The organism is Scytonema sp. PRP1 (assembly GCF_036697665.2).
Classification (GTDB): Bacteria; Cyanobacteriota; Cyanobacteriia; order Cyanobacteriales; family Nostocaceae; genus Kalymmatonema; species Kalymmatonema gypsitolerans.
In genome coordinates this window covers 22,161-42,452 of sequence record NZ_JBAHYJ020000123.1, presented here as the reverse complement: position 1 = coordinate 42,452, position 20,292 = coordinate 22,161, and the positions used below count along the sequence as shown (strand labels likewise).

At 43.1% G+C, this 20,292-nt stretch carries 20 protein-coding genes and 1 pseudogene; 11 read left to right on the top strand and 10 right to left on the bottom strand.

Going from position 1 to position 20,292, the window contains the following annotated elements; genetic code table 11:
• Nucleotides 1-50 precede the first annotated feature (50 nt).
• From V5G28_RS32480 to srmL, 3 genes are all read left to right on the top strand, one after another.
• Complete coding sequence (locus tag V5G28_RS32480) at nucleotides 51-1,604, top strand: McrB family protein (RefSeq protein ID WP_332991473.1); 1,554 nt, start codon at nucleotides 51-53, stop codon at nucleotides 1,602-1,604.
• Nucleotides 1,601-2,794, top strand: a complete 1,194-nt coding sequence (locus V5G28_RS32475) for an McrC family protein (protein ID WP_332991471.1) — start codon at nucleotides 1,601-1,603, stop codon at nucleotides 2,792-2,794. The genes V5G28_RS32480 and V5G28_RS32475 overlap by 4 nt, the downstream gene beginning before the upstream one ends.
• Before the next feature lie 326 nt (nucleotides 2,795-3,120).
• Nucleotides 3,121-4,134, top strand: a complete 1,014-nt coding sequence (srmL, locus tag V5G28_RS32470) for a PheS-related mystery ligase SrmL (protein WP_332991469.1) — start codon at nucleotides 3,121-3,123, stop codon at nucleotides 4,132-4,134.
• A 188-nt stretch (nucleotides 4,135-4,322) separates the two neighbouring features.
• Here the strand turns inward: srmL and V5G28_RS32465 are convergent.
• Nucleotides 4,323-5,683: pseudogene (locus V5G28_RS32465) on the bottom strand (FGGY-family carbohydrate kinase).
• A gap of 189 nt (nucleotides 5,684-5,872) precedes the next feature.
• Here V5G28_RS32465 and psaM point away from each other — a divergent pair.
• Both psaM and V5G28_RS32455 read left to right on the top strand, forming a co-directional pair.
• Entirely contained in the window at nucleotides 5,873-5,965 is a 93-nt protein-coding gene (gene psaM / locus V5G28_RS32460; RefSeq protein WP_332991711.1) for a photosystem I reaction center subunit XII, read from the top strand.
• A gap of 242 nt (nucleotides 5,966-6,207) precedes the next feature.
• A complete protein-coding gene (locus V5G28_RS32455) occupies nucleotides 6,208-6,606 on the top strand; it encodes a hypothetical protein (RefSeq protein ID WP_332991465.1) in 399 nt (132 codons plus the stop codon).
• A gap of 200 nt (nucleotides 6,607-6,806) precedes the next feature.
• On the opposite strand, the gene V5G28_RS32450 is transcribed toward V5G28_RS32455, so the two are convergent.
• Nucleotides 6,807-7,532, bottom strand: a complete 726-nt coding sequence (locus tag V5G28_RS32450; protein WP_332991462.1) for a tetratricopeptide repeat protein — start codon at nucleotides 7,530-7,532, stop codon at nucleotides 6,807-6,809.
• Between the two features lie 443 nt (nucleotides 7,533-7,975).
• Here V5G28_RS32450 and V5G28_RS32445 point away from each other — a divergent pair, with 443 nt between their 5' ends.
• The gene (locus V5G28_RS32445; protein WP_332991460.1) at nucleotides 7,976-8,440 is read left to right on the top strand and encodes a hypothetical protein; all 465 of its coding nucleotides are present in this window, start codon (nucleotides 7,976-7,978) and stop codon (nucleotides 8,438-8,440) included.
• A gap of 97 nt (nucleotides 8,441-8,537) precedes the next feature.
• Complete coding sequence (locus tag V5G28_RS32440; protein ID WP_332991458.1) at nucleotides 8,538-9,095, top strand: glutathione S-transferase family protein; 558 nt, start codon at nucleotides 8,538-8,540, stop codon at nucleotides 9,093-9,095.
• Nucleotides 9,096-9,242: 147 nt separating this feature from the next.
• Here V5G28_RS32440 and V5G28_RS32435 read toward each other — a convergent pair whose 3' ends face one another.
• From V5G28_RS32435 to V5G28_RS32420, 4 genes are all read right to left on the bottom strand, one after another.
• Nucleotides 9,243-9,734 carry a YajQ family cyclic di-GMP-binding protein gene (locus V5G28_RS32435; RefSeq protein ID WP_096565030.1) on the bottom strand — a complete coding sequence of 164 codons (492 nt, stop codon included), beginning with the start codon at nucleotides 9,732-9,734 and terminating at the stop codon, nucleotides 9,243-9,245.
• A 145-nt stretch (nucleotides 9,735-9,879) separates the two neighbouring features.
• A complete protein-coding gene (locus V5G28_RS32430) occupies nucleotides 9,880-10,275 on the bottom strand; it encodes an MAPEG family protein (RefSeq protein WP_096565028.1) in 396 nt (131 codons plus the stop codon).
• Nucleotides 10,276-10,327: 52 nt separating this feature from the next.
• The gene (locus V5G28_RS32425) at nucleotides 10,328-10,831 is read right to left on the bottom strand and encodes a hypothetical protein (RefSeq protein ID WP_041034015.1); all 504 of its coding nucleotides are present in this window, start codon (nucleotides 10,829-10,831) and stop codon (nucleotides 10,328-10,330) included.
• Nucleotides 10,832-11,014: 183 nt separating this feature from the next.
• Nucleotides 11,015-11,545 (bottom strand): PadR family transcriptional regulator, encoded by a 531-nt coding sequence (locus V5G28_RS32420; protein WP_332991453.1) that lies wholly within the window; start codon nucleotides 11,543-11,545, stop codon nucleotides 11,015-11,017.
• 208 nt (nucleotides 11,546-11,753) lie between these two features.
• On the opposite strand from V5G28_RS32420, the gene V5G28_RS32415 reads away from it, so the two are divergent.
• Complete coding sequence (locus tag V5G28_RS32415) at nucleotides 11,754-12,227, top strand: hypothetical protein (protein ID WP_096565024.1); 474 nt, start codon at nucleotides 11,754-11,756, stop codon at nucleotides 12,225-12,227.
• A gap of 115 nt (nucleotides 12,228-12,342) precedes the next feature.
• Here V5G28_RS32415 and V5G28_RS32410 read toward each other — a convergent pair whose 3' ends face one another.
• The 3 genes from V5G28_RS32410 to V5G28_RS32400 all read right to left on the bottom strand — a co-directional run bounded on the left by V5G28_RS32410 (nucleotide 12,343) and on the right by V5G28_RS32400 (nucleotide 14,468).
• Nucleotides 12,343-13,437 carry a phosphotransacetylase family protein gene (locus V5G28_RS32410; RefSeq protein ID WP_332991450.1) on the bottom strand — a complete coding sequence of 365 codons (1,095 nt, stop codon included), beginning with the start codon at nucleotides 13,435-13,437 and terminating at the stop codon, nucleotides 12,343-12,345.
• Nucleotides 13,438-13,736: 299 nt separating this feature from the next.
• Complete coding sequence (ebsA, locus tag V5G28_RS32405) at nucleotides 13,737-14,111, bottom strand: type IV pilus biogenesis protein EbsA (RefSeq protein WP_332991448.1); 375 nt, start codon at nucleotides 14,109-14,111, stop codon at nucleotides 13,737-13,739.
• A 168-nt stretch (nucleotides 14,112-14,279) separates the two neighbouring features.
• Nucleotides 14,280-14,468, bottom strand: a complete 189-nt coding sequence (locus tag V5G28_RS32400) for a hypothetical protein (protein WP_332991446.1) — start codon at nucleotides 14,466-14,468, stop codon at nucleotides 14,280-14,282.
• A 57-nt stretch (nucleotides 14,469-14,525) separates the two neighbouring features.
• Between V5G28_RS32400 and V5G28_RS32395 the strand changes: the two genes are divergently transcribed.
• The 3 genes from V5G28_RS32395 to V5G28_RS32385 all read left to right on the top strand — a co-directional run bounded on the left by V5G28_RS32395 (nucleotide 14,526) and on the right by V5G28_RS32385 (nucleotide 18,202).
• Nucleotides 14,526-15,605, top strand: coding sequence for an RNA-guided endonuclease InsQ/TnpB family protein (locus tag V5G28_RS32395; protein WP_332991444.1), 1,080 nt, complete (start codon nucleotides 14,526-14,528; stop codon nucleotides 15,603-15,605).
• 244 nt (nucleotides 15,606-15,849) lie between these two features.
• Nucleotides 15,850-16,824 (top strand): radical SAM protein, encoded by a 975-nt coding sequence (locus V5G28_RS32390; RefSeq protein ID WP_332991441.1) that lies wholly within the window; start codon nucleotides 15,850-15,852, stop codon nucleotides 16,822-16,824.
• On the top strand, nucleotides 16,778-18,202 hold the full coding sequence (locus V5G28_RS32385) for a glycosyltransferase (protein WP_332991439.1): 1,425 nt from the start codon (nucleotides 16,778-16,780) through the stop codon (nucleotides 18,200-18,202). The genes V5G28_RS32390 and V5G28_RS32385 overlap by 47 nt, the downstream gene beginning before the upstream one ends.
• Nucleotides 18,203-18,261: 59 nt before the next feature.
• Here V5G28_RS32385 and V5G28_RS32380 read toward each other — a convergent pair whose 3' ends face one another.
• Nucleotides 18,262-20,259, bottom strand: a complete 1,998-nt coding sequence (locus tag V5G28_RS32380; protein ID WP_332991437.1) for a DNA polymerase III subunit gamma/tau — start codon at nucleotides 20,257-20,259, stop codon at nucleotides 18,262-18,264.
• Between the last annotated feature and the right edge of the window lie 33 nt (nucleotides 20,260-20,292).

Sequence of the window (20,292 nt, the reverse complement as noted above, 5' to 3'; positions counted from 1 at the left end):
TTTATTGTTCTCTATAAAGGTAGTTATAAATTTGATTGTTTTTATAAAAAATGAAAATTTTTGTTAATCCTAAATGTCCTTTCAGAACAATATCCTTTGCAATCATTGAGCAATTGGCTAATTCTTCTGTGAATTATTTTTACCCTGAAGATACAGAGCTACAAGAATATCTGGAAATGCCATTTCAGCAGCTTTCTCAGCAGGTATATACTCAACTACCAGAGCAAATAATCGCATTTTTAGAAAAAGGTGTATTAAATGGAATTAATTATTTAAATGTTGACGACGACGATGATGATGAATGTTTGGTTTATTTTGATCACTTTTTTTATTTTAAAGGCTCAGGGAGTTTACCTAGCCCTCAATTATTTATACAACTACATCAAGAGCAGCTAAGGTTTGGTTTTTATATTGATGATAACAGTATTGATAACCGCATTTTATTTTTTAGAAATTGTCAAGATTATCAAAATGAACTGGAATATTTACTTGGTAAAATAATATCTGAAAAAAACATAGTTTACGGCTGCTGGTTTCAAGACCATGAATCGTTTTCTGAAGAGTTTAACTCAGAATATACATTGCAAAAATGGCTAACACACCCAGACATGGGTCATATGTATGCAGCTGTACATATATCAAAACATGAAGTTTTGCAAAATTCGACAGAAGAATTGAGTTATAAAATTGCGGAAACATTTAAACAATTATTTCCATTAGTTTTGTTAGCTACCTCCAATGAGCCAATGGCGATTATTTATAAATACTTGAATATTCAACCTATATACACCCTATACAAATGTGCTGATGAAACTAGCTTTAACGTAACAGAACTAGAAAGCTGGATACACTCAATTAATCGCAAAGGACAAGCAATATTATACGGCTCCCCTGGTACTGGAAAAACATTCATTGCAGAAAAACTTGCCCAACACTTAATCGGCGGCGGTAATGGCTTTTCTGAACTAGTGCAATTTCACCCAGCATACTCTTATGAAGACTTCATTCAAGGCATACGTCCCCAAAATGAAGATGGAAATTTGTCATACTCACTGGTTCCAGGTCGCTTTGTACAATTCTGTAAAGAGGCAGAAAATCGTCAAGGTATTTGCGTTTTAATAATTGACGAAATCAACCGTGCAAATTTAGCTCAAGTTTTTGGTGAACTAATGTATCTGTTCGAGTACCGCGACAAAGAAATTCCTCTAGCGGGCGGTAACAAATTTCGCATTCCCGCCAACGTTCGTATCATTGGCACGATGAACACAGCAGATAGGTCAATTGCTTTAGTAGATTATGCACTACGCCGCCGCTTCGCATTTATTGAACTCCGCCCAAACTATGATTTGCTGCGACGCTATCACCAGAAAACTGGTTTGGTGGTAGACGGATTGATTCAAACTTTACAGCGCTTGAATCAGACAATCAATGACAAAAACTATGAAATCGGTATTTCATTTTTCTTAACAGATAATTTAAGTAAAGATATTGAAGATATTTGGTGTATGGAAATTGAGCCTTATTTAGAAGAATTCTTCTTTAACCAGCTAGAAAAAGTTAATGAGTTTCGCTGGGAGAAAGTCAAGCAACAGTTATCACTATGAAGTCAGGACAACCAAGAATTTTTGAACTGACTGAATATGCAACACAGTCATTTCATTCTGATGAGATACCAGAAGGAGTAGGAATAGAGTTATTTAAAAAATATAAAAACCAAGTAAATATAGATTTCCCTACCTATAAAACAGGTAATAAATGGCAACTCAAATCTAATGGATGGGTAGGTTACATTCCTTTAAGCACTGGAATTGGTTTAAAACTCAACCCCAAAGTGCCTATCAAAAACCTCTTTGGAATGCTGGAATATGCATACACTCTAAAGAGTTTCCGCTTTCTGGAAGGGCTGATGGATTGCGAATCTCTAGAGGAATTTTACAGCCATCTGGCTTATGTCTTAGCCCAGCGAATTCTAGAACGTTGTCGAAAAGGTTTATATCGTACATACTTACCTAAAACAGAGCAACTAAGCTATGTACGGGGAAGGTTAGATGTGCGACAGGCTATTCAAAACCCGTGGAATATTAAACTTAAATGCCATTACGAAGAACATACGGCTGATATTAAAGAAAATCAAATTTTAGCCTGGACACTTTTTATTATTGGTCGCAGTGGTTTGTGTTCAGAACGAGTATCTCCAACGGTACGAAAAGCTTATCACGCTTTACAAGGATTAGTAACCCTGCAACCGTGTAGATCACAAGATTGTATCGGGCGACAGTACAACCGCTTGAATGAAGATTATCGATTATTACATAATCTCTGCCGATTTTTCTTAGACAACACTGCACCAAGTTATGAAAGGGGCGATCGCACAATGCTACCCTTTCTCCTCGATATGGCAAAGCTGTATGAAAGTTTCGTTGCAGAATGGCTGAAGCAAAACGCGCCAAAAGGCTATTTTTTCAAGCAGCAACATCAGGTAGAAATAGGTCAGAATCGACGGTTTTCTATCGACCTACTACTGTGCGATGCTGCTACTAGCAAAACATTAGCAGTGTTGGATACCAAGTATAAAGCTCCTGATAAAGCGGCAGATGCTGACATTCATCAAATGGTAAGCTACGCCACAACTACAAAATGTAACCAAGCCATTTTGATATACCCAAAATACCTTACACAGCCTTTGGATGTTAAAAGTGACGACATCCGAATCCGCAGCCTCATCTTTTCCCTAGATGATAACCTTGATAGCGCAGGTGAGACTTTCTTAAAAAACCTCCTCCCCCTCTGTTAAACTTCTCTTTCCTCTGTGTTCTCTGCGAAGGCGTGCGGTTTATTAAACACCCATAATCACCCAATCAGGTGAATCAACAAGGTGAAGTGCATACTCAATAACAAATCGTACCCTCCATACTCGCGGTGATATTTTTTAGGCAAAGACACCAAGTTTATCTTTGCGCCTAGAGCGTAGAGCGCGAAATTATCCGAAATTGTAGTCAGGGAACTGTAGTTAACCCTAACGAGATTGCGCTATCATCTCCATGTACTACAATAGTAATATAAAATTACCACAAACAAAGAGAGGCAAAAAATGAACCATCGGGACTTCTAAAACCGGACTTGACGAACCCGGCTAATGGCATTCACGCCATAAATCTTATCGTCTACAAAATAGCCGAGGATCTTCAAGCTTCCGGATATCCAGAACCAACAATTTGGCGTTCTTCCCCTATCACCACAGTCGCAAACAACTTCGACAAACTGTATTTCCCTTCAGATAGTTTGTCGCGATCGCCAAAATACACCCGCTACCTCAGCGACGGTAAACTACTCAGAACTCACACCACCGCTATCATGCCAGATTTACTCCCTAAGTTGCAGGGAGAACAACTGATCGTCCACCCCGGTATTTGCTATCGCCGGGATGTGGTGGATAAACGCCATGTAGGTGAACCCCACCAAATGGACATATGGCTGATGAGCGAACATCAGCATCTCCGTAGAGAAGCTTTGGTTAAATTCATCAAAACCATCATCCATGCAATTCTTCCTGGTGTATCCTATCGCCTGAATGAAACCTCACACCCTTATACCTGCAACGGTTTAGAAATTGAGGTTTTAGTGGATGGCAAATGGATTGAAGTGGGAGAATGTGGCGAAGCTCATCCTGGTTTATTAAAACCAGGTTACACGGGTTTGGCATCTGGTTGGGGATTAGACCGTTTGGTGATGCTAGTTAAGAGAATTGATGATATTCGCTTGCTGCGAAGCACCAATCCCAAAATTGCGGCGCAGATGACTCATCTAGAACCGTACATTCCAGTCTCAAATCAACCCAGCATTAACCGGGATATGTCGATTGTCACTGGAATAAATACCGAGTTAGAGGATATCTGTGAACAAATAGTAGAAGTGTTAGGAGATGACGCTGAACTACTAGAGTCAGTAGATATCCTAAGCGAAAGCCAATATCATCAACTTCCACAACAGGCGATTCAACGCTTGGGTATCCAACCCCATCAAAAGAATCTGCTGGTGCGGATGACTCTGCAAAGTCTACACTCATCCATTACAAATCAAAAAGCCAATATCCTGCGGGATTTGGTTTATCAAAAGATTCATCAGGGAGATTAGGTAATACAGTTCAGTTAAGGATTGATCCTCCCTAGCCCTCCTTAAAAAGGAGGGAACTAAGCCCCCTTTTTAAGGGGGTTGGGGGATCTTAACAAAACTAAACACCACTAACTGAACCGTATTGGGAGATTAGGGACAAACAGACAAGGGGAAAAGTAGAGTCATTCTTCTTTCTCTCCTCTCTAATCCTACTCCTCTGCGTCCTTGGCGACGCCAGTCGCCTGCGGAGGGAAAGCCGTCATTCGCGCTGGCTCGTCTTGGCGGTTCAATTCTCCTACCCCTCTCATCGCCAACAACGCCGTCCCATACGCCGCCTCTGTATTCAGAGGCTGCACCACAGGAACCTGCAAAAGACGTTCTCTTATCGCCGTCCAAGTAGGATTCGCCGCACCACCACCAGCAGTATAGACGCGGGTTAATCGATCGGCTCCGAATTCCTGTAACAATTCATATCCTCGTGCTTCTATCCGAGCAATGCTTTCGAGCAACCCATGCAAAAATTCCGCGTTACTAGCTGGACGCGGTTCCAATCGCGGCGGTAGATTTGCGTCATTAATCGGAAAGCGTTCCCCAGGCTTTAACAACGGATAATAATCCAACTTGCTAACTTTTGACCCATCAATGTCACGACTCAAGCTTTCTAACTCAGCATGAGTGAAAAATTGCCCTAGCACAGCACCTCCAGTATTGGAAGCACCCCCAGTCAGCCATAACCCCCCTCTGTCCCCCCCTTGTTAAGGGGGGGAAGGCGGTGGCTGTAAATCCCGTATTTCGCATCTTCTACACGGGTGCGACTCAACAGTTTCAGCACCAGCGTTGAACCAAGGGAAGTTACTGCTTCACCAGGGAATTGGGCACCACTGGCGAGAAAAGCTGCAATACTATCAGTTGTTCCAGCACATACATAGCAATCTCGATGCAAACCGAACTGAGACGCAATCTCAGGGCGTAATCCAGCAATAGGAATTCCAGGAGTTACTACTTTAGGTAGATGAATTCTTACTTGCATCTTTTCTAACCACTCTGGGTATGTGAATTTTTCTACGTCATAACCCAGTTTTAAAGCATTGTGGTAATCACTAATACCTAATTGTCCATGTAGGAGAAATGCCAGCCAGTCAGCTTGATGCAGAAAATATCGGGCTTCAGCAAAAGATGGTAATTGCGACATCCACAGAAGTTTAGCGAGACTAGAGGTTGCGCTTAATACTGTATGATTTGGAGGCGCTATGCTTCTCAACTGCTCTATCACTGCCGCTCCTCGTGCATCGTTGTACAGCAGTGGTACATCCACAGGTTTACCAGCATCATCGCATAGTAAGACAGTGGAAGACGTGCCGTTGATTGCGATCGCCCTCATTTTGCCCCGCAATTGTTGAGGAATTTGCTCAAGCAAGCTAAACAATGCTGTTTTCCAACAACTTGCTAAGTCCGAAACTTCTGACATTTCAAAGGAATAACGCGCTTGGGCTTGAATACAAGCTTGCTCGTCAATCACCACACCCCTTGCACCTGATGTGCCAAAGTCTATGCCCAAATAACAATCCATATTTTTATAAATTTTTCTAATAACTCATAACTTATGATCAGCAATTGTTGCATCTTGTAACAACCTATTCCCCAATCTTGGCAAAACAAGGAAAAGTAGTAAACGAGCTATTCAAAATCTGTTGATATTGGGAGGTTTCAAATCATGCCAATGCTAGATACTCTGTACCTCGCTCAGGTGACAACTTCGATCTCAGATACTCAAGTGTACATCGCTCTTGTTGTGGCGCTGATTCCAGGCATTCTTGCTTGGCGTTTGGCAACAGAACTTTACAATTCGTAACACCTCGAAGAGCTAATAAACCTGGTAGTACGGGGTGCAGTTCAAAAGACGCTTGCGGCTTGCTGTCGTAATTTGTTGGAAACCGCACACGTACTCATGCCAGGTTTATTTTTTTAACAAAGAATCTCAGTGTGCCAAGTGGGAAAAAATGAAGTAATATGACAGCTAAATAAAACCACAATTAGTGCAGCTACGCTTTTTGTGGTGCGTCCGCTCATAAGTGCGAGGTTCTTTTTATCACTATGAACGCCTTTCAACCCTCTAGACCCCCGCTACAACCTATACAACAGCGCCGAGTCACCCCTCGACCAAAGCGGCGTCTTCGCCAACGCTCTTATCAAGTAATGGCAGTGGAAACTACGGCAAAAATAGCGGTTAATCTTGTTATTTCAACAGCAGCAATATCCGCTCTGATACAACTTTTGCCTGAGCATTGGTCACAGCAAGATAAGTTACGAGCGATCAGCATTGATGTCAAGCAAATGGAAGAACGTGTGTATAAGTTGCACGCAGAATTTAGCCGTAGCTTTGATCCGCGCCAAGCTAAGATGATTATGCAAGAACAGGGCTATCGATTTGACCCTAACCAGCGTCAGATCGTGTTCCCAAAGGATGCCACAGAAGTTGAACAAGCACAATAAAACTAATTCCTTATTGCCTAGTTATTACCCCATAAATAAATTGGGGAGATGGCAACAAAGATAATAGCTAATAGTGAATAGCTAGTAGCTCAGTTTTTAGGAGCTATGTAGTTATCATCTATTAGCCATTGATGGTTATCAGGATGTTTCTGACTTTGCATTTCATGGATAGGCCATGCATATGGCAATGAGTGCAAAATCTACCAATTAAGATGCTGGGGACGCAGCAATTCATCTAACCAATTCTCAACTTGTAAACGCAAGCGCAAGCCTGGATCCTCGCTGTTAAAGGCAACAGAAGGCAGTTGAGTTAAGGCGCGACGATAATCAGCGATCGCGCAATTCCAATCCCCCCAAATATGATAAGTTCTACCTCGTTCTGCTATGATATGCCCCTCTAATTGACCAAAAAGCAGAGCCACCTCGAAATTCTCAATTGCCTCCTCGTATTGCCCCAAGTCGCGTAAGGTAATGCCTCGGTTAATCCATGCCCTAACGTGGCTAGGATTGAAATCTAACGCCCGATCATAATCAGCGATCGCTGCTACCAATTCTCCACACGCTGCATAGTAGTTCGCTCGATTGTTATAGGCACTGGCTAATTTCGGATTTAGTTCCAACGCTGTGTTATAGTCGCAAAATGCTTTTTGCGTTTCGCCACTTTGAAAATAAATTAGCCCTCGATTGTTGTAATCAATAGCATTGTGGGGATGACGATGAATTAATTGGCTCAATAATGCGATCGCCTCAATGTAGTTTCCTTGCTGAGCCTTTGTTAGAGCACGAGAGCGCAAGTAGCTGTCTCCCAAAGCAGGTTTGCTGCTACCGTTAGCCTCTTGCTGTTGTAGTACACTTGTATTTTTCAAGGCAAATGGGTTGCGGTGATTCTGCTTGTCACCAAAGGGTAAAAATGAGTGACTGTTCATATATTCCTACCTGAGCTGCTTGCTCTGTGAGATCAACTTATAGGGTTCCCCGTTCTTGTGGTTTTCTAACTGTGTCACTTGTTAAGGTGGCTATGAGTAGTTAGGCATAAGCATTGCAGCTAAATGCAACCAAAGGTAATTTGTGATTTATGTCTACAAAAGTCATATAGCACTTTCAGTTCCACCAGATGAAGGCACACTATACCCAATAGATGCTTCAATCTAATAATTGATACGTCTTCCCCAAGTCGAATTCCAGAAATAGCAAATATCAATCTCATAGAGTATTCAAGTAGTGTGAGCTACAAGTTGATAGAATGCCAAAAAGCCCTTGTTGTCAAAGAAGTCAGAATTCAGGTGTCAGAACAGAGAAAAATAAAGATATTGTGAAGACTTTCGGAATTCTGAATTCTATTTTTTTGAAGTTTTGAGAAATTTTTCTTATGGCAAGTGTCACTTCTTATCCCAATGCTCCTGATTTAGCAGCCGACGACTACATCGTCATCGGCTTAGCGACTTGCTTTGTCAAAGACGACGGAGAAGTTCATCAAGTCGAAGTTATAGAACCTATTCCCTCTGCGTCTTTGGAAACGCTGGTTAAAGGTATTCCTACCTCCTTTCAGTTCGCTTGTGCCACAACTTTGGGTTCTGTACTGGAGGAAGAGAAACTTCAAATTCCGGCTGGTTTTCCGCAAACGGCTCAGTTTTGTGATGATTTTGTGGAACGGGCGATCGCCGCTGCTCGCACTTACAAACGTCGTGAAGCTGCTAAATCTCTGATTCCTCTGGGCGCAACTTATACTGAGTTTAAATATTCTACGGAACGGAAGCGAGTGCTAAATATTTCACGAGTTGTCACAAAGGAAGACAACGTTAAACAGCATTCCCATACTCATAAAGTTCTTTAATCTATCATCAGTTATCAGTTCTGATTTATATGTCTAAAAAAAATACCATATAATTACTGGTAACTGTTAACTGTTTTTTATCACCAATTGACTCAGTATGTTGAAACTTTACGGCGGTGTACGTAGTCGCGCATCAATAGTCCAGTGGTATCTAGAGGAACTGGGAATTGCTTACGAATTTGTCAAACTGGATATGCAGGCGGGTGAACACCGTCAGCCTGAGTACTTGGCAATTAACCCAATAGGAAAAGTTCCGGCGATCGTTGATGGTGATTTCCAGCTTTGGGAATCGGGGGCAATTTTGCTGTATCTTGCCGAGAAGTATGGCAAAGTTACGTCCTCCCCAGAGAAACGGGCTGAATTAGGTCAATGGGTGTTGTTTGCCAATGCAACCCTCGGACCAGGAATTTTTGCAGAAGCAAGCCGGGAGCGAGAATTGCCCCTCTTGATGACTGCTTTAAATGAAATTTTTGGGCGTCAACCTTTCTTATTAGGCGAAGAATTCACAGTTGCTGACGTGGCTGTAGGTTCCGTTCTATCTTACATTCCTATCATGCTCAAGTTAGACCTCAGCCCCTACCCAGCTGTATTGAACTACATTAAGCAGGTGTCTGAGCGTCCAGCTTTCCAAAAGACTATCGGAGCACGCGGTTAATTGATTAGAAAGCATAACCCATTATTTGGCTAATGCTGTATTTGTTTTGTTATGAAGTAGGGCTAGCAAGATGCCAGCCCTACAAATTAATTTCACTCATTTCAAACGAATAGCCATTAGTCATTTATCCTAGAGGATGACTAATGACTAACGATAATTTGTAAATTGCAAAGCAACAGGCAAATCTTCTTGCTTCAGCCGTTGAATAACAGCTTGCAAGTCATCTTTATTTTTAGCGCTCACACGCACTGCATCCCCTTGGATCGAAGCTTGCGCCTTCTTGAATTCGTCGCGAATCAACTTGGAAATTTGCTTGGCAATTTCTTGACTTATGCCTTTTTGAAGTTTGATTTCTTGACGAACCCGGTTACCACTAGAAGATTCTACTTTGCCAAAATCAAAGATTTTTTGCGAGAGATTCCGCTTTGCAGCTTTCTCGCGCAGTATATTGTGTACGGATTCTAAAGTGAACTCGCTGTCAGTGTTCACGGTAATACTTTGTTCACCTAACTCAACAGTTGTTTGAGTATCTTTGAGGTCGTAGCGACTTTTAATATCTCGCACAGTTTGGTCAACGGCGTTGACCAATTCTTGTCTATCAAAGTCGCTTACAATGTCAAAGGAATAGGTAGAAGCCATAAACCATTTCGGATTTTAAATTTTGGATTTTGGATTGGTAATTAGTAATGACTAGTAGTTAGTGGTTATGGAATTTTTTATTAACCAATAAACTACTAACCACTAACTACTAACTACTAACTACTAACTAGTCCTCACTTTCCAATTAGCTAGTTGCTTGAATAATACTGAGGACTATAAGCACGGCATAGCCAAGGGAGCCTACGGCAAACATGAGCGAGCGTAAAACGGGTATATTCAATATATAAAAAATCGAGTATAGCAACCTAGCCACGAGAAAAGCGATGACCGCCCCAATAGCTAGGGGAGAATTAACACCCGTCACATATGCCATCAATGCTGCTGCGGCAAAAATCATAAACGCTTCAAACGAGTTTTGGTGTGCCCAAGTCGCTCGTTGAGCGTATGCTGGTAGTTTATCAAACATGGCACGGGGAGCAGACATATCGTACCCAACACGGGCACGAGCATAACCTACTACCAGAAACGGCAGGTAAATCAGTACGACAGCAGCAGCAATAGAGTACAAAAAAATAATCATTAGTCACTAGTCAAACACAATACACAAAAAACAAAGGACAAATGACAAATGATTAATCAAAGTAGAATAATGTCACCACCTTTCTTTGTTCTTCTGCATCTTTACAAGTTCGCAGCAGAATGCCACTTTCGTGAAACGCAAAGCATATCAGTTGCTGACAGCGCGAGACAATCTCTTTATTGCACAAGTAACTAGCTTCAGCAAGGGACAGATGGTCATTATTAGGATTTTCCACCAGATGCATTACCTGTTCTAGTTGCTGGCGCGATTCATGAGGCTGGCGTTCTAAGCTTTGAGGTAGAATCACCGTCAACAAATTGGGATCAGCCCGCATTGCTCCCTTAATGGCAGCTGAATTTGTACCCGCAGCACCAGAGGTGATAAGCCGATTGCCTGATAAAACCAGGGCATAGGTCATCATCTCGATGAGATTCTGATGGGTAATCGGGACATGACGTGAACCCAGCAACGCGATTCGCTTGGAACCCGTTTGCTGGATTGTCGCCAGTTCTTGCGCTAATGAATCGACGTTGATAAGGTCTGTTGACTGGCTCAAAGACGGACAAAATCAGATTAAACAACCTAGCTATTGTAACAGACAAAGGGGGAGTTCCCTGTAAGCTATTTATCCTTGAGTAGAGATGCATGGGACTGGGTACTCGGTACTGGCGACTGGGAAGATGTTCTTACAGGATTTGGGCGGGGTTTGAATCGCCGTCCCAAATCCCCAGTCCCCAGTTCAACTCAATAGCTGGATTGCTTGCTCACACCAAGCAATCCAATGTGTTTCATAACTTATACCATTCAGCAGAGTCAGGTACTGAAACTTGGCTTGTTCTGCTAGTTGTTGAGGATTTTGGAAGTATCGTCGCTCTAAAGCTTTGTATGTAGACAATTTTTCTTGGTGCGCCTGACGATGACGCTCTAGCTCTTCCAGGATTATCTGGTTTTGAGCAACGTAACCGCCAAAAATTTTAACCAGTAAATCGTCTTTTATCGGCATGGGTTCAGAGGGTTGTGCGATCCACTCTAAAAGCTGCTGGTTTCCTTGTTCTGTAACCTGGTAAAGCTTCTTATCTGGGCGTCCTTCTTGAGGAATTGTCTCGGAAGCAATCCAGCCTTGTGCTTCGAGTTTAGATAACTCGCGGTAAATCTGCTGGTGACTGGCTGACCAGAAAAAGCCGACTGAACCGTCAAATTGCTTGGCTAAATCATATCCACTATAGGGACGCTCAACAAGAGATACCAATATCGCGTGAGCTAAAGCCATAAAAATCCTTGTTGTCTTATGCAACTTTTTGAATAAACTAAGTTTATAAGCAATTATTTGCATAGCAATAAGTTGCATATCAAAGACTCCCCGTCCCCTCTCCCAAGTTGGCACAGGGGTGCTGACAGGCGAGCTAAATGCTTAGTAGAAATTATTCACGACTCAGCACTTGAGACTTAAAACTCTAAACAACAAGGAGAACGATCAAATGGTATTAGTTTCAGTGACACGCTTGCATCTCAAGTCGCCTCGTTATTTTCCAGCCTTTTTGTGGCACACAGCTCTCTCGTCATGGCAAATCATGAATACTGTTGGGTTTTTGAGTGGTAAACTCACATCAGATCAGCAGGGAGGCGCTTGGACTGTTAGTCTTTGGGAGGATGAGTCAGCAATGCGACAGTACCGCAGTTCTGGCGCACACCGCCAAGCCATGCAGTACCTTCCACGTTGGTGTGATGAAGCCACAGTCGTTCACTGGAAGCAAGAACACACAACCTTACCTGATGCCATAGAAGTTCAGCGCCGCATGGAGAGTGAGGGTCACTTCACCAAAGTGCTTCATCCTTCACCTGCTCACCAAAATCGGCAAATTCCAGAACCACTATTACCTAACGGAATACCACTACATCCGAGGAAAAAAAATTCTGCAGATCATAACCAATTCAAAATTCAAAATGGTTAAGCTGTATCTTACGCAAATGAAATGTGTGACAGATGATTTGTAAGGGCACTACACGGTAGCGCTGTGCCCCTACTCTCCATCTTCATCAGTGGGTCAAACTGGGTATTAAGGGTTTTTAAGAGAGTGCGGCTGCTGGACGTAAATCCAGTAAAGCAAGCAAGCGGTCAACATCAAAATGTTCAGCCATGAGATGGCGGATGCACTCGACTTTAATGGGTTCGTTGACACGAACTGTCCCAAAAGTGCGGTCAATAATTTCCACAGTTGTTAGGGTATCCAAGTCAACTGATAAAATTGGGATTTCTAGTTCTTCAGCACGATTGAGAATGAAAGGCGGGGGAGGCAATTGTCCGGTGAGAATTAGACATTGGGTAGAAGTTTCCAAAGCAGCTTGTTGAATTTCTACGCGATCGCCCCCTGTCACCACTGCCATATTTCGGCGCATCCCAAAATACTTCACTGCGGCGTTGACATTCATCGCGCCAATTGCCAAGCTTTCCACCATCAAATCCAAGCGCTCATTGCAGCAAAGAACTTCTGCATTGAGCTGTTTTGCCAGTTCCCCAACGCTGACACTACACAGCAAAAGACTTTTTGGTAACATTCCCAGTACGGGAACACCATGCTGTTCCAGAAACGGACGGATAGTGGTGTTGACAGCTTGTAACTGTTGTGCAGGAATGTCGTTGATCACAACACCAACCAAGCGATCGCCGATACGCTGTTTCGCAGACAATAAAGCTTCAACTGAAAGCAGCGAATTGTACCGGGCTACCAAAAGCATAGCAGCATCCAGCACTTGGGCTACTTCTAGCACAGACAAATTAAACAAGCTGCCTTCTTCCAAATTACCAGGACCCTCAAGCAACACTAAGTCGCCGAAAACCATTTGCGAATATTGCTGCGCTAGGGACTTTTGATAATCTATCTTATTCTCCCCGCGCAAACGTTTTTCCACAGTGACTTCATTCAAAGCCAGCATTGTCGGTGCAATACGGTTTTTTGACAGCTTGAGGCTATCAGTAATGAACTGAACATCCTCCTCAACCACGGTTCCCTCTGATTGGCTCAAACATGTGCCTAGCGGTTTGCCATAACTAATATCCAGCCCTTTGCGCTGTAGTTGATAAGACAAACCTAGGACTGTTGCAGATTTCCCGCAGTAAGCCTGCGTAGATCCAATTAATAAGTATTTAGCAGATTTTGGCACACATGCACTCCTAATTTCAAAAGTCAAGTAGCTTTCAGCACTTTTGTTGATTTTAGCTGTAGACGCCGGTAAGGCACCAGCAACCAAAGCAAGCTGATAGCTTTTTACAATTCAGCTAGGTTCTACTCATTTTAGGTCGAACTATGTAATTGAAGTTGTAAACCAACTTGACGATAAGGACGATAAGAATGATTGCTCAACTTGCAAGGAGTGTTGATGGTTCAAAAAAAGTTATTTTCTAGTGGTATAGCACAGCCATAACCAAGAATTTATGTAGTTATGTTGCGAAAACGTACAATTCAATCCTCGATACGCAGTAGCTTGCGGTAAAACGCTTGGGAAAAATCGCTTACGCGGTAACGTTTATAATTTTCTATCAGTTCGATTAAAAAATTAATAAACTCAAAGCTTGCCATCATCACTTCATAGCTTAACTCCGCGTTGCCATCAAACTGCATTCGGCAACGAGTTAAGTCTGAGGGTAGAGTTGCAACATTCCAAGTCGCGACAAAAGGAATATTATCACTGCCTTCTATCTTGCGGTGTCCCTCCAAAGCGCCCTTTTGATTGAGACTAATTGCATAAGGCAAGAAATTACGTTTGCTAGCCTGAATATAAGGCAAGTAGACGCTTGCTTGTTGTTGACTAGCGGGTTGGAGCTGCTCTAAAGTCATCTTTAAACATTCCTTAGGTAAGTTAACAACTAGGTACCTTAGAGGATGTCAATAGTATTCCCAAAAAAATTTCTGTTTACACATCTGTTGCGGTAGATAGGGAGACAAGGGGACACAGCGATAGGGAGTTTGTCTCAAGACATCATAATCATAGACAAAACTAGTCATTTACCGACAACCATCCCCCGTATTTTCAATCAATTCATCAATAAGATTTCTTAGTCGTTCCTGCCAGTTAGGGACGGCTTTTAGTTTCTCTTTAACACCTTCGCGTACTTTCAGGCATAGGGGCGATTTGTCGAAAGGCTCCTCATTAAAAGGAAGTGCACCTAACTTATGTTTCTTTTGAAAAGTCATTGACGGTATCCTGTTTATTGGTATACTGATAGGTATAACACAAGTATTGAGGTCGATGTGCTTTTATCCATCAAGACTAAGTTAAAACTAACGGTTGAACAGAAAACCGTAATGAACAAGCACGCAGGTATAGCACGCTTTACTTATAACTGGGGATTAGCAACCTGGAAAAACTTATATCAAGATGGATACAAGCCTAATAAATACCTGCTCAAGAAGTTCTTCAACAACTCAGTCAAGACTCAGTTGGGATGGATTAGAGAAAAAGGTATTTGTCAGAAAATAACTCAATACGCTTTCGACCAGTTGAGTGCAGCTTTTGACCGATTCTTTAAAGGACTAGGCGAATATCCGAAGCTTAAAAAGAAAGGTCGAAACGATTCTTTTACTATAGACGCTAGCGGAAAACCCATACCTGTGGGTGGCTTACGGATTAAACTACCCACTATTGGCTGGGTCAAAACTTATGAAGGATTGCCACATACAACGACCACCAAGTTAACAATATCTCGGATAGCGAATGATTGGTATATCGCGTTTGCACACCGTGTTGTAACCGAAACTACACCAAAATCTGTTGAAGTTGTAGGCGTTGATTTAGGGATAAAAGAACTGGCTACGCTTAGTACTGGTGTTGTATTTTCCAATCCCAAGGCATACAAGAAAAGTATCCAAAAATTAAAGCGATTGTCTAAATCTTTAGCACGAAAAGTCAAAGGTAGCAGCAATCGCCACAAGTCAAAAATTAAGCAAGCATTGCATCATAACCGCGTTTCAAATATTCGTAAGGATTCGCTCCATAAAGTCACCAATTACTTATGCAAAAACCACGCTGTGATAGTAATTGAGGACTTGAATGTTTCGGGCATGATGCAGAACCATAAGCTTGCTCAATCCATAGCTGATTGCGGATTCTATGAATTTAAGCGGCAGCTTGAATATAAGTGCAAAAAGTTTGGAAGCAAGCTAGTTTTAGCAGATAGATGGTATCCGTCTTCTAAAACCTGTAGTAATTGTGGTTGTAAGAAAAAATCTCTGTTGTTAAGTGAACGTGTCTACTCATGTGAACATTGTGGACACGTAATGGATAGGGATTTAAACGCCGCAATCAATTTATCGCGCAGGGCTTTGGCGTGAATGCTTACTGAGGGATAACCGCTCCCATGCTCCCCGTGACGTAAGAAGTAAATGTCTAGATTTGTCTAGGTTTTATATAGCAGAACAACTCATGACTACTCCTTTCCCGCACGTTCGCCGCTCTTGCTTTCCCGCAGGGTAGAATACTTAATTTAACGTAGACGCAATGGTGAGGCAGTAATTGGTTGACTCTTTGTGAACTCCGTTTCAAGATGTCTTAAGGAAACTTAGGTGGTTTTACGCTATGGCTCCACTGGTCGCAAACTACTACTTGACTTACCGCTGTAATGCCAGATGCCATTTTTGTAACATTTGGTCATTAGAGCCGGGAAAAGAAGCTGATTATCAGACAATTAAGCATAATTTAGAGGATCTACGCCGCTTGGGAGTCAAGTATGTGGACTTTACAGGTGGTGAACCGCTGCTGCGGCATGATGTAGGGGAAATTTATACGGAGGCGAAACGTCAGGGTTTTATCACCAGCATGACGACGAACACAATTCTGTATCCCAAGAAAGCCAAAGAAATTCAGGGATTAGTAGACTATTTGAATTTCTCTTTGGATGGTGGAGATGCAGAAATTCATGATCAGTCGCGAGGAGTAAAAATTTTTGACACATTGGTAGAGTCGGTGGCGATCGCCAAGTCTCTGGGACAATACCCAGTTCTTAATCACACTGTCACCGCCCAGAATTACGAGCGCATTGACGAAGTGGGAGAATTAGGCAAAAAACTCGGTGTTCGGGTTTGGCTCAACCCAGCCTTTACAGCACACGAACACTACAACTCGAATAAGAATCCCACGGCGGAAATGGTAGCAGCAATTGAAACAGCTGCAAAGAAATATAACAATCTCGGGTACAATAGGGCTGCACTCGCTTTTATTGAAGCTGGGGGAAATAATACTAAGAATCCCCGTTGTAAGGCGGTAGATGCCGTTATTGCTATTTCTCCCAACGACGAGCTGCTGCTACCTTGCTACCACTTCGCCCAAACGGGAATTCCCATTAATGGGCGACTGTACGAGCTTTATCGTGAGTCTGAGGAGGTAGACAAATACCGCCAATCTCAAGGTAAACTCAAGGTATGTGAAGGTTGCACTGTTTGGTGTTACTTAATACCCAGCTTCTTTATGGGTGTAGACAAATACTGGTGGTTGAATCAGGTAACCTATGCCAGCGAATTCCTGGCCCGACAACGATTCTTACAACGAGCTTGATCCGCTCAACTCGTTATTTTCTGAACTCTCTGTGTCAGAAGAGGACTCAGAAGAGGAGTTAGAGGAGGAGACATTCACAAGTGTGTCTCTTCCATCCCGCTTTCAAGGTCGTAGACGCAAAGCCGCTCTAGTTTTGACAATAGTCTGGAGTGGCACAATCGCACTGCATTTAGTTTCTTGGGGAGCTCTGTTCATACTAGGGCTAACGACCATCATAGGAATTCACGTCCTAGTGGTCGTATTTGCCCGACCAAAAGGTATGAGCGAGCAAATCCAAGGAGATTTGCCATCTGTATCAGTGTTGGTGGCAGCTAAAAATGAAGAGGCAGTCATTGGTAGATTAGTCAAGAACCTTTGTAATCTGGAATACCCAGAAGGACAATATGAAGTATGGGTGATTGATGATAACAGCACCGACAGGACGCCCCAATTGTTGGCAGAACTAGCGCAGGAATACGACAAACTGAAAATACTGCGGCGAAAGCCAGAAGCAGGCGGAGGAAAATCAGGAGCGTTGAATCAGGTGCTAGGGCTGACAAAAGGGGAGATTTTGGCGGTATTTGATGCCGATGCCCAGGTGTCATCGGACTTGCTAATGCGTGTCATACCGTTGTTTCAACGGGAAAATGTGGGCGCAGTACAAGTGCGAAAGGCGATCGCCAACGCCAACGAAAATTTCTGGACAAAAGGTCAAGCCGCAGAAATGGCAGTCGATACTTTTCTGCAGCATCAAAGGACAGCAGCAGGCGGTATTGGCGAACTGCGGGGTAACGGTCAATTTGTCAGGCGAGAAGCGCTGTTGCGTTGCGGCGGCTGGAATGAGGAAACAATTACCGATGATTTAGACCTGACATTGCGCTTGCATCTAGATAAGTGGGATATTGAGTGCGTGTTCAACCCAGTGGTAGAGGAAGAAGGCGTGACAAATGCGATCGCCCTCTGGCATCAGCGCAGCCGTTGGGCAGAAGGCGGATATCAGCGGTATTTAGATTACTGGGATCTGATTCTCAAAAACCGCATGGGGACGCGCAAAACCTGGAATTTATTCGTATTTTTTATCCTGCTCCAGTACATTTTACCCACAGCGGCAGTGCCAGATTTATTGATGGCGATCGCGCGACATCGTCCACCAATTTTAAGCCCATTAACTGGCTTGACGGTGACGGTATCAATGGCGGGGATGTTTGCAGGTCTGCGGCGCATAGGTCAACAAAAGGAATTCAAACTGTCCACTTATCTTGTGCTGCTGCTTCAGACTTTGCGTGGCGCTTTATATATGTTCCACTGGATTGTGGTCATCAGTAGCACCACAGCCCGAATGTCACTGCGACCAAAGCGCCTGAAATGGGTCAAAACTGTCCATCAAGGTAAAGAATAAAAAATGAAGAGAGAAGAATGAAGAGAGCAGATTTTTTTATCTTCTCTCTTTTATTTTGTTCAAAATTCATCTTCAGCCCCTGAATCATCTTCCCACTCAGAGATGTTTGTTAAGTTTGGTCGTTCTGTGTCATCTGTAAATCGGATGATTTCTCCATCGAAGAATTGTGCCAAACGTTGAGCTGCGGCTGCGACTTCATCAACTTCCCAATGTTCTGTGGAAGTTTGAGGTTGAGGTGGGGAAGGTGTAGCACTGCGATTGCTGGCGTCTGAAGTAGGTACCGTACCATTATTCGTCGGATTTGAAGTTGTTGTCGGAGGTGTTTCCCTTGATTTAGGAACTTCAGGAGAAGGCGGACGAGGAGGTTCGTAACTTGCAGGAGTGACAGGCTTGTTTTGAGCAGGAGAAGTCTTCGCAGGGATAGAAGTTGATGCGGTTGCGAATTCCAGGTTTATTTTGACGTCACATTTGAAAGTTTCCTTAAACGCTGCGGCAATTTTAGGTTGGTCTGATTGGACTTTTTTATACCATGCTTGTTTAATGGCAACACGGGCTACAGCACCATCAAATTCTATAAGATGGCACATTTGGCGCAGTAATTCTCGCCTGGAAATCGGCTGGAGATTGGCAAGCACTTGCTGCCAAACTTGGGTTAAGTCAAATTGTGTTACCTCACTAACTTCGTGTGTTTGCGATACAGACGATACGGCTTCTACTTTAGGGGGAGATGAGGGAGATGAGGGAGTTTGTGATGAGTTATGTGTTTGGTGGTTTTTTACTTCTTCTACTTCTACAGTTTTTGAAACGAATTCAGTTGTTCTCAGGTTGTTTTCTGGTGCTGATACGGAAGGTGTCTCGCGGCTTACAACTGGTGTTTGTTCACCTTGGACTACAGCTGGTGCAATTGGAGGCGGTGAAACTCTGGGTGTGAAAACTGCGCCTCTACCGTTTTGCTGAACAGGGATATTTGCTGAGGGTAACAATCCCAGCAATGTAACCTCTAACCACAAACGAGGTTGTGTGGTGTTTTTCAGTTGCACTTCAGCGGTTCGCAGGTGTTGCTGTCCTGCCAAAATTGTACTTATGTCAAACTCTTGGGCAAAATCTATCAGCGCTTGCCAAGTTTGAGGAGTACAAGCAACCAAATCGTTGCGACGAGACGCAGTTTTAGCGATGAGTAAATCTCGGTAAAATCCAGCGAAATTCTGGAGAATAATCAGAGGTTCGCGACCGGAATCCAGAATTTTCCGAGTGCAGTCTAGAACAGCTTCGGGGTTGTCAGAGGCGATCGCATTTAACAAAAAAAGCAAATCGCGTTCGCTTACCGAACCGACCAAATCCCAAACTTTATCTGGTGTGACTTCACCTGACAATAAACTTAACTGGTCAAGGAGACTTTCTGCATCGCGTAATCCGCCTTGAGCAATTTGCGCTATCAGCGTGATCGATTCTGGAGTAATACTAATATTTTCTTTGTAAGCGATATAACTTAAATGCTTCGCCATCGCTTCTAAATCTATTCGGCGAAAGTCGAAGCGTTGACAGCGGGAAATAATAGTAGGTAAGACTCGTTGCGGGTCAGTCGTCGCCAGTACAAAGACAACGTGTTTCGGTGGTTCTTCGAGTGTCTTCAGTAGCGCGTTGAATGCTGCGGTACTGAGCATATGGCATTCATCAATAACATAAACCTTATACCGACACTGAATCGGGGCATATTGCGCTCTTTCTATAATCTCGCGAATATTATCGACACCAGTGTTACTTGCGGCGTCAATTTCAATAACATCTAAAGAATAGCCTTTGGTAATTCCCTGACATACATCACATATGCCGCAGGGTTGAGGCGTAGGTTTCTCATGATTAACACAATTAAGCGATTTTGCCAAAATACGGGCGCTGGAGGTTTTGCCCGTACCTCTAGGACCAGTGAACAGGTATGCAGGGGCTATTTTGGCAGCACGGATAGCATTGGTCAGGGTGGTAGCGATCGCCTCTTGCCCCACTAGTTCAGCAAAATTCTTTGGGCGATACTTGTGGTGCAGGGGTTCGTAAGACATGGATTTGAAATGTCAATCCCTCTGAGGGTTAAT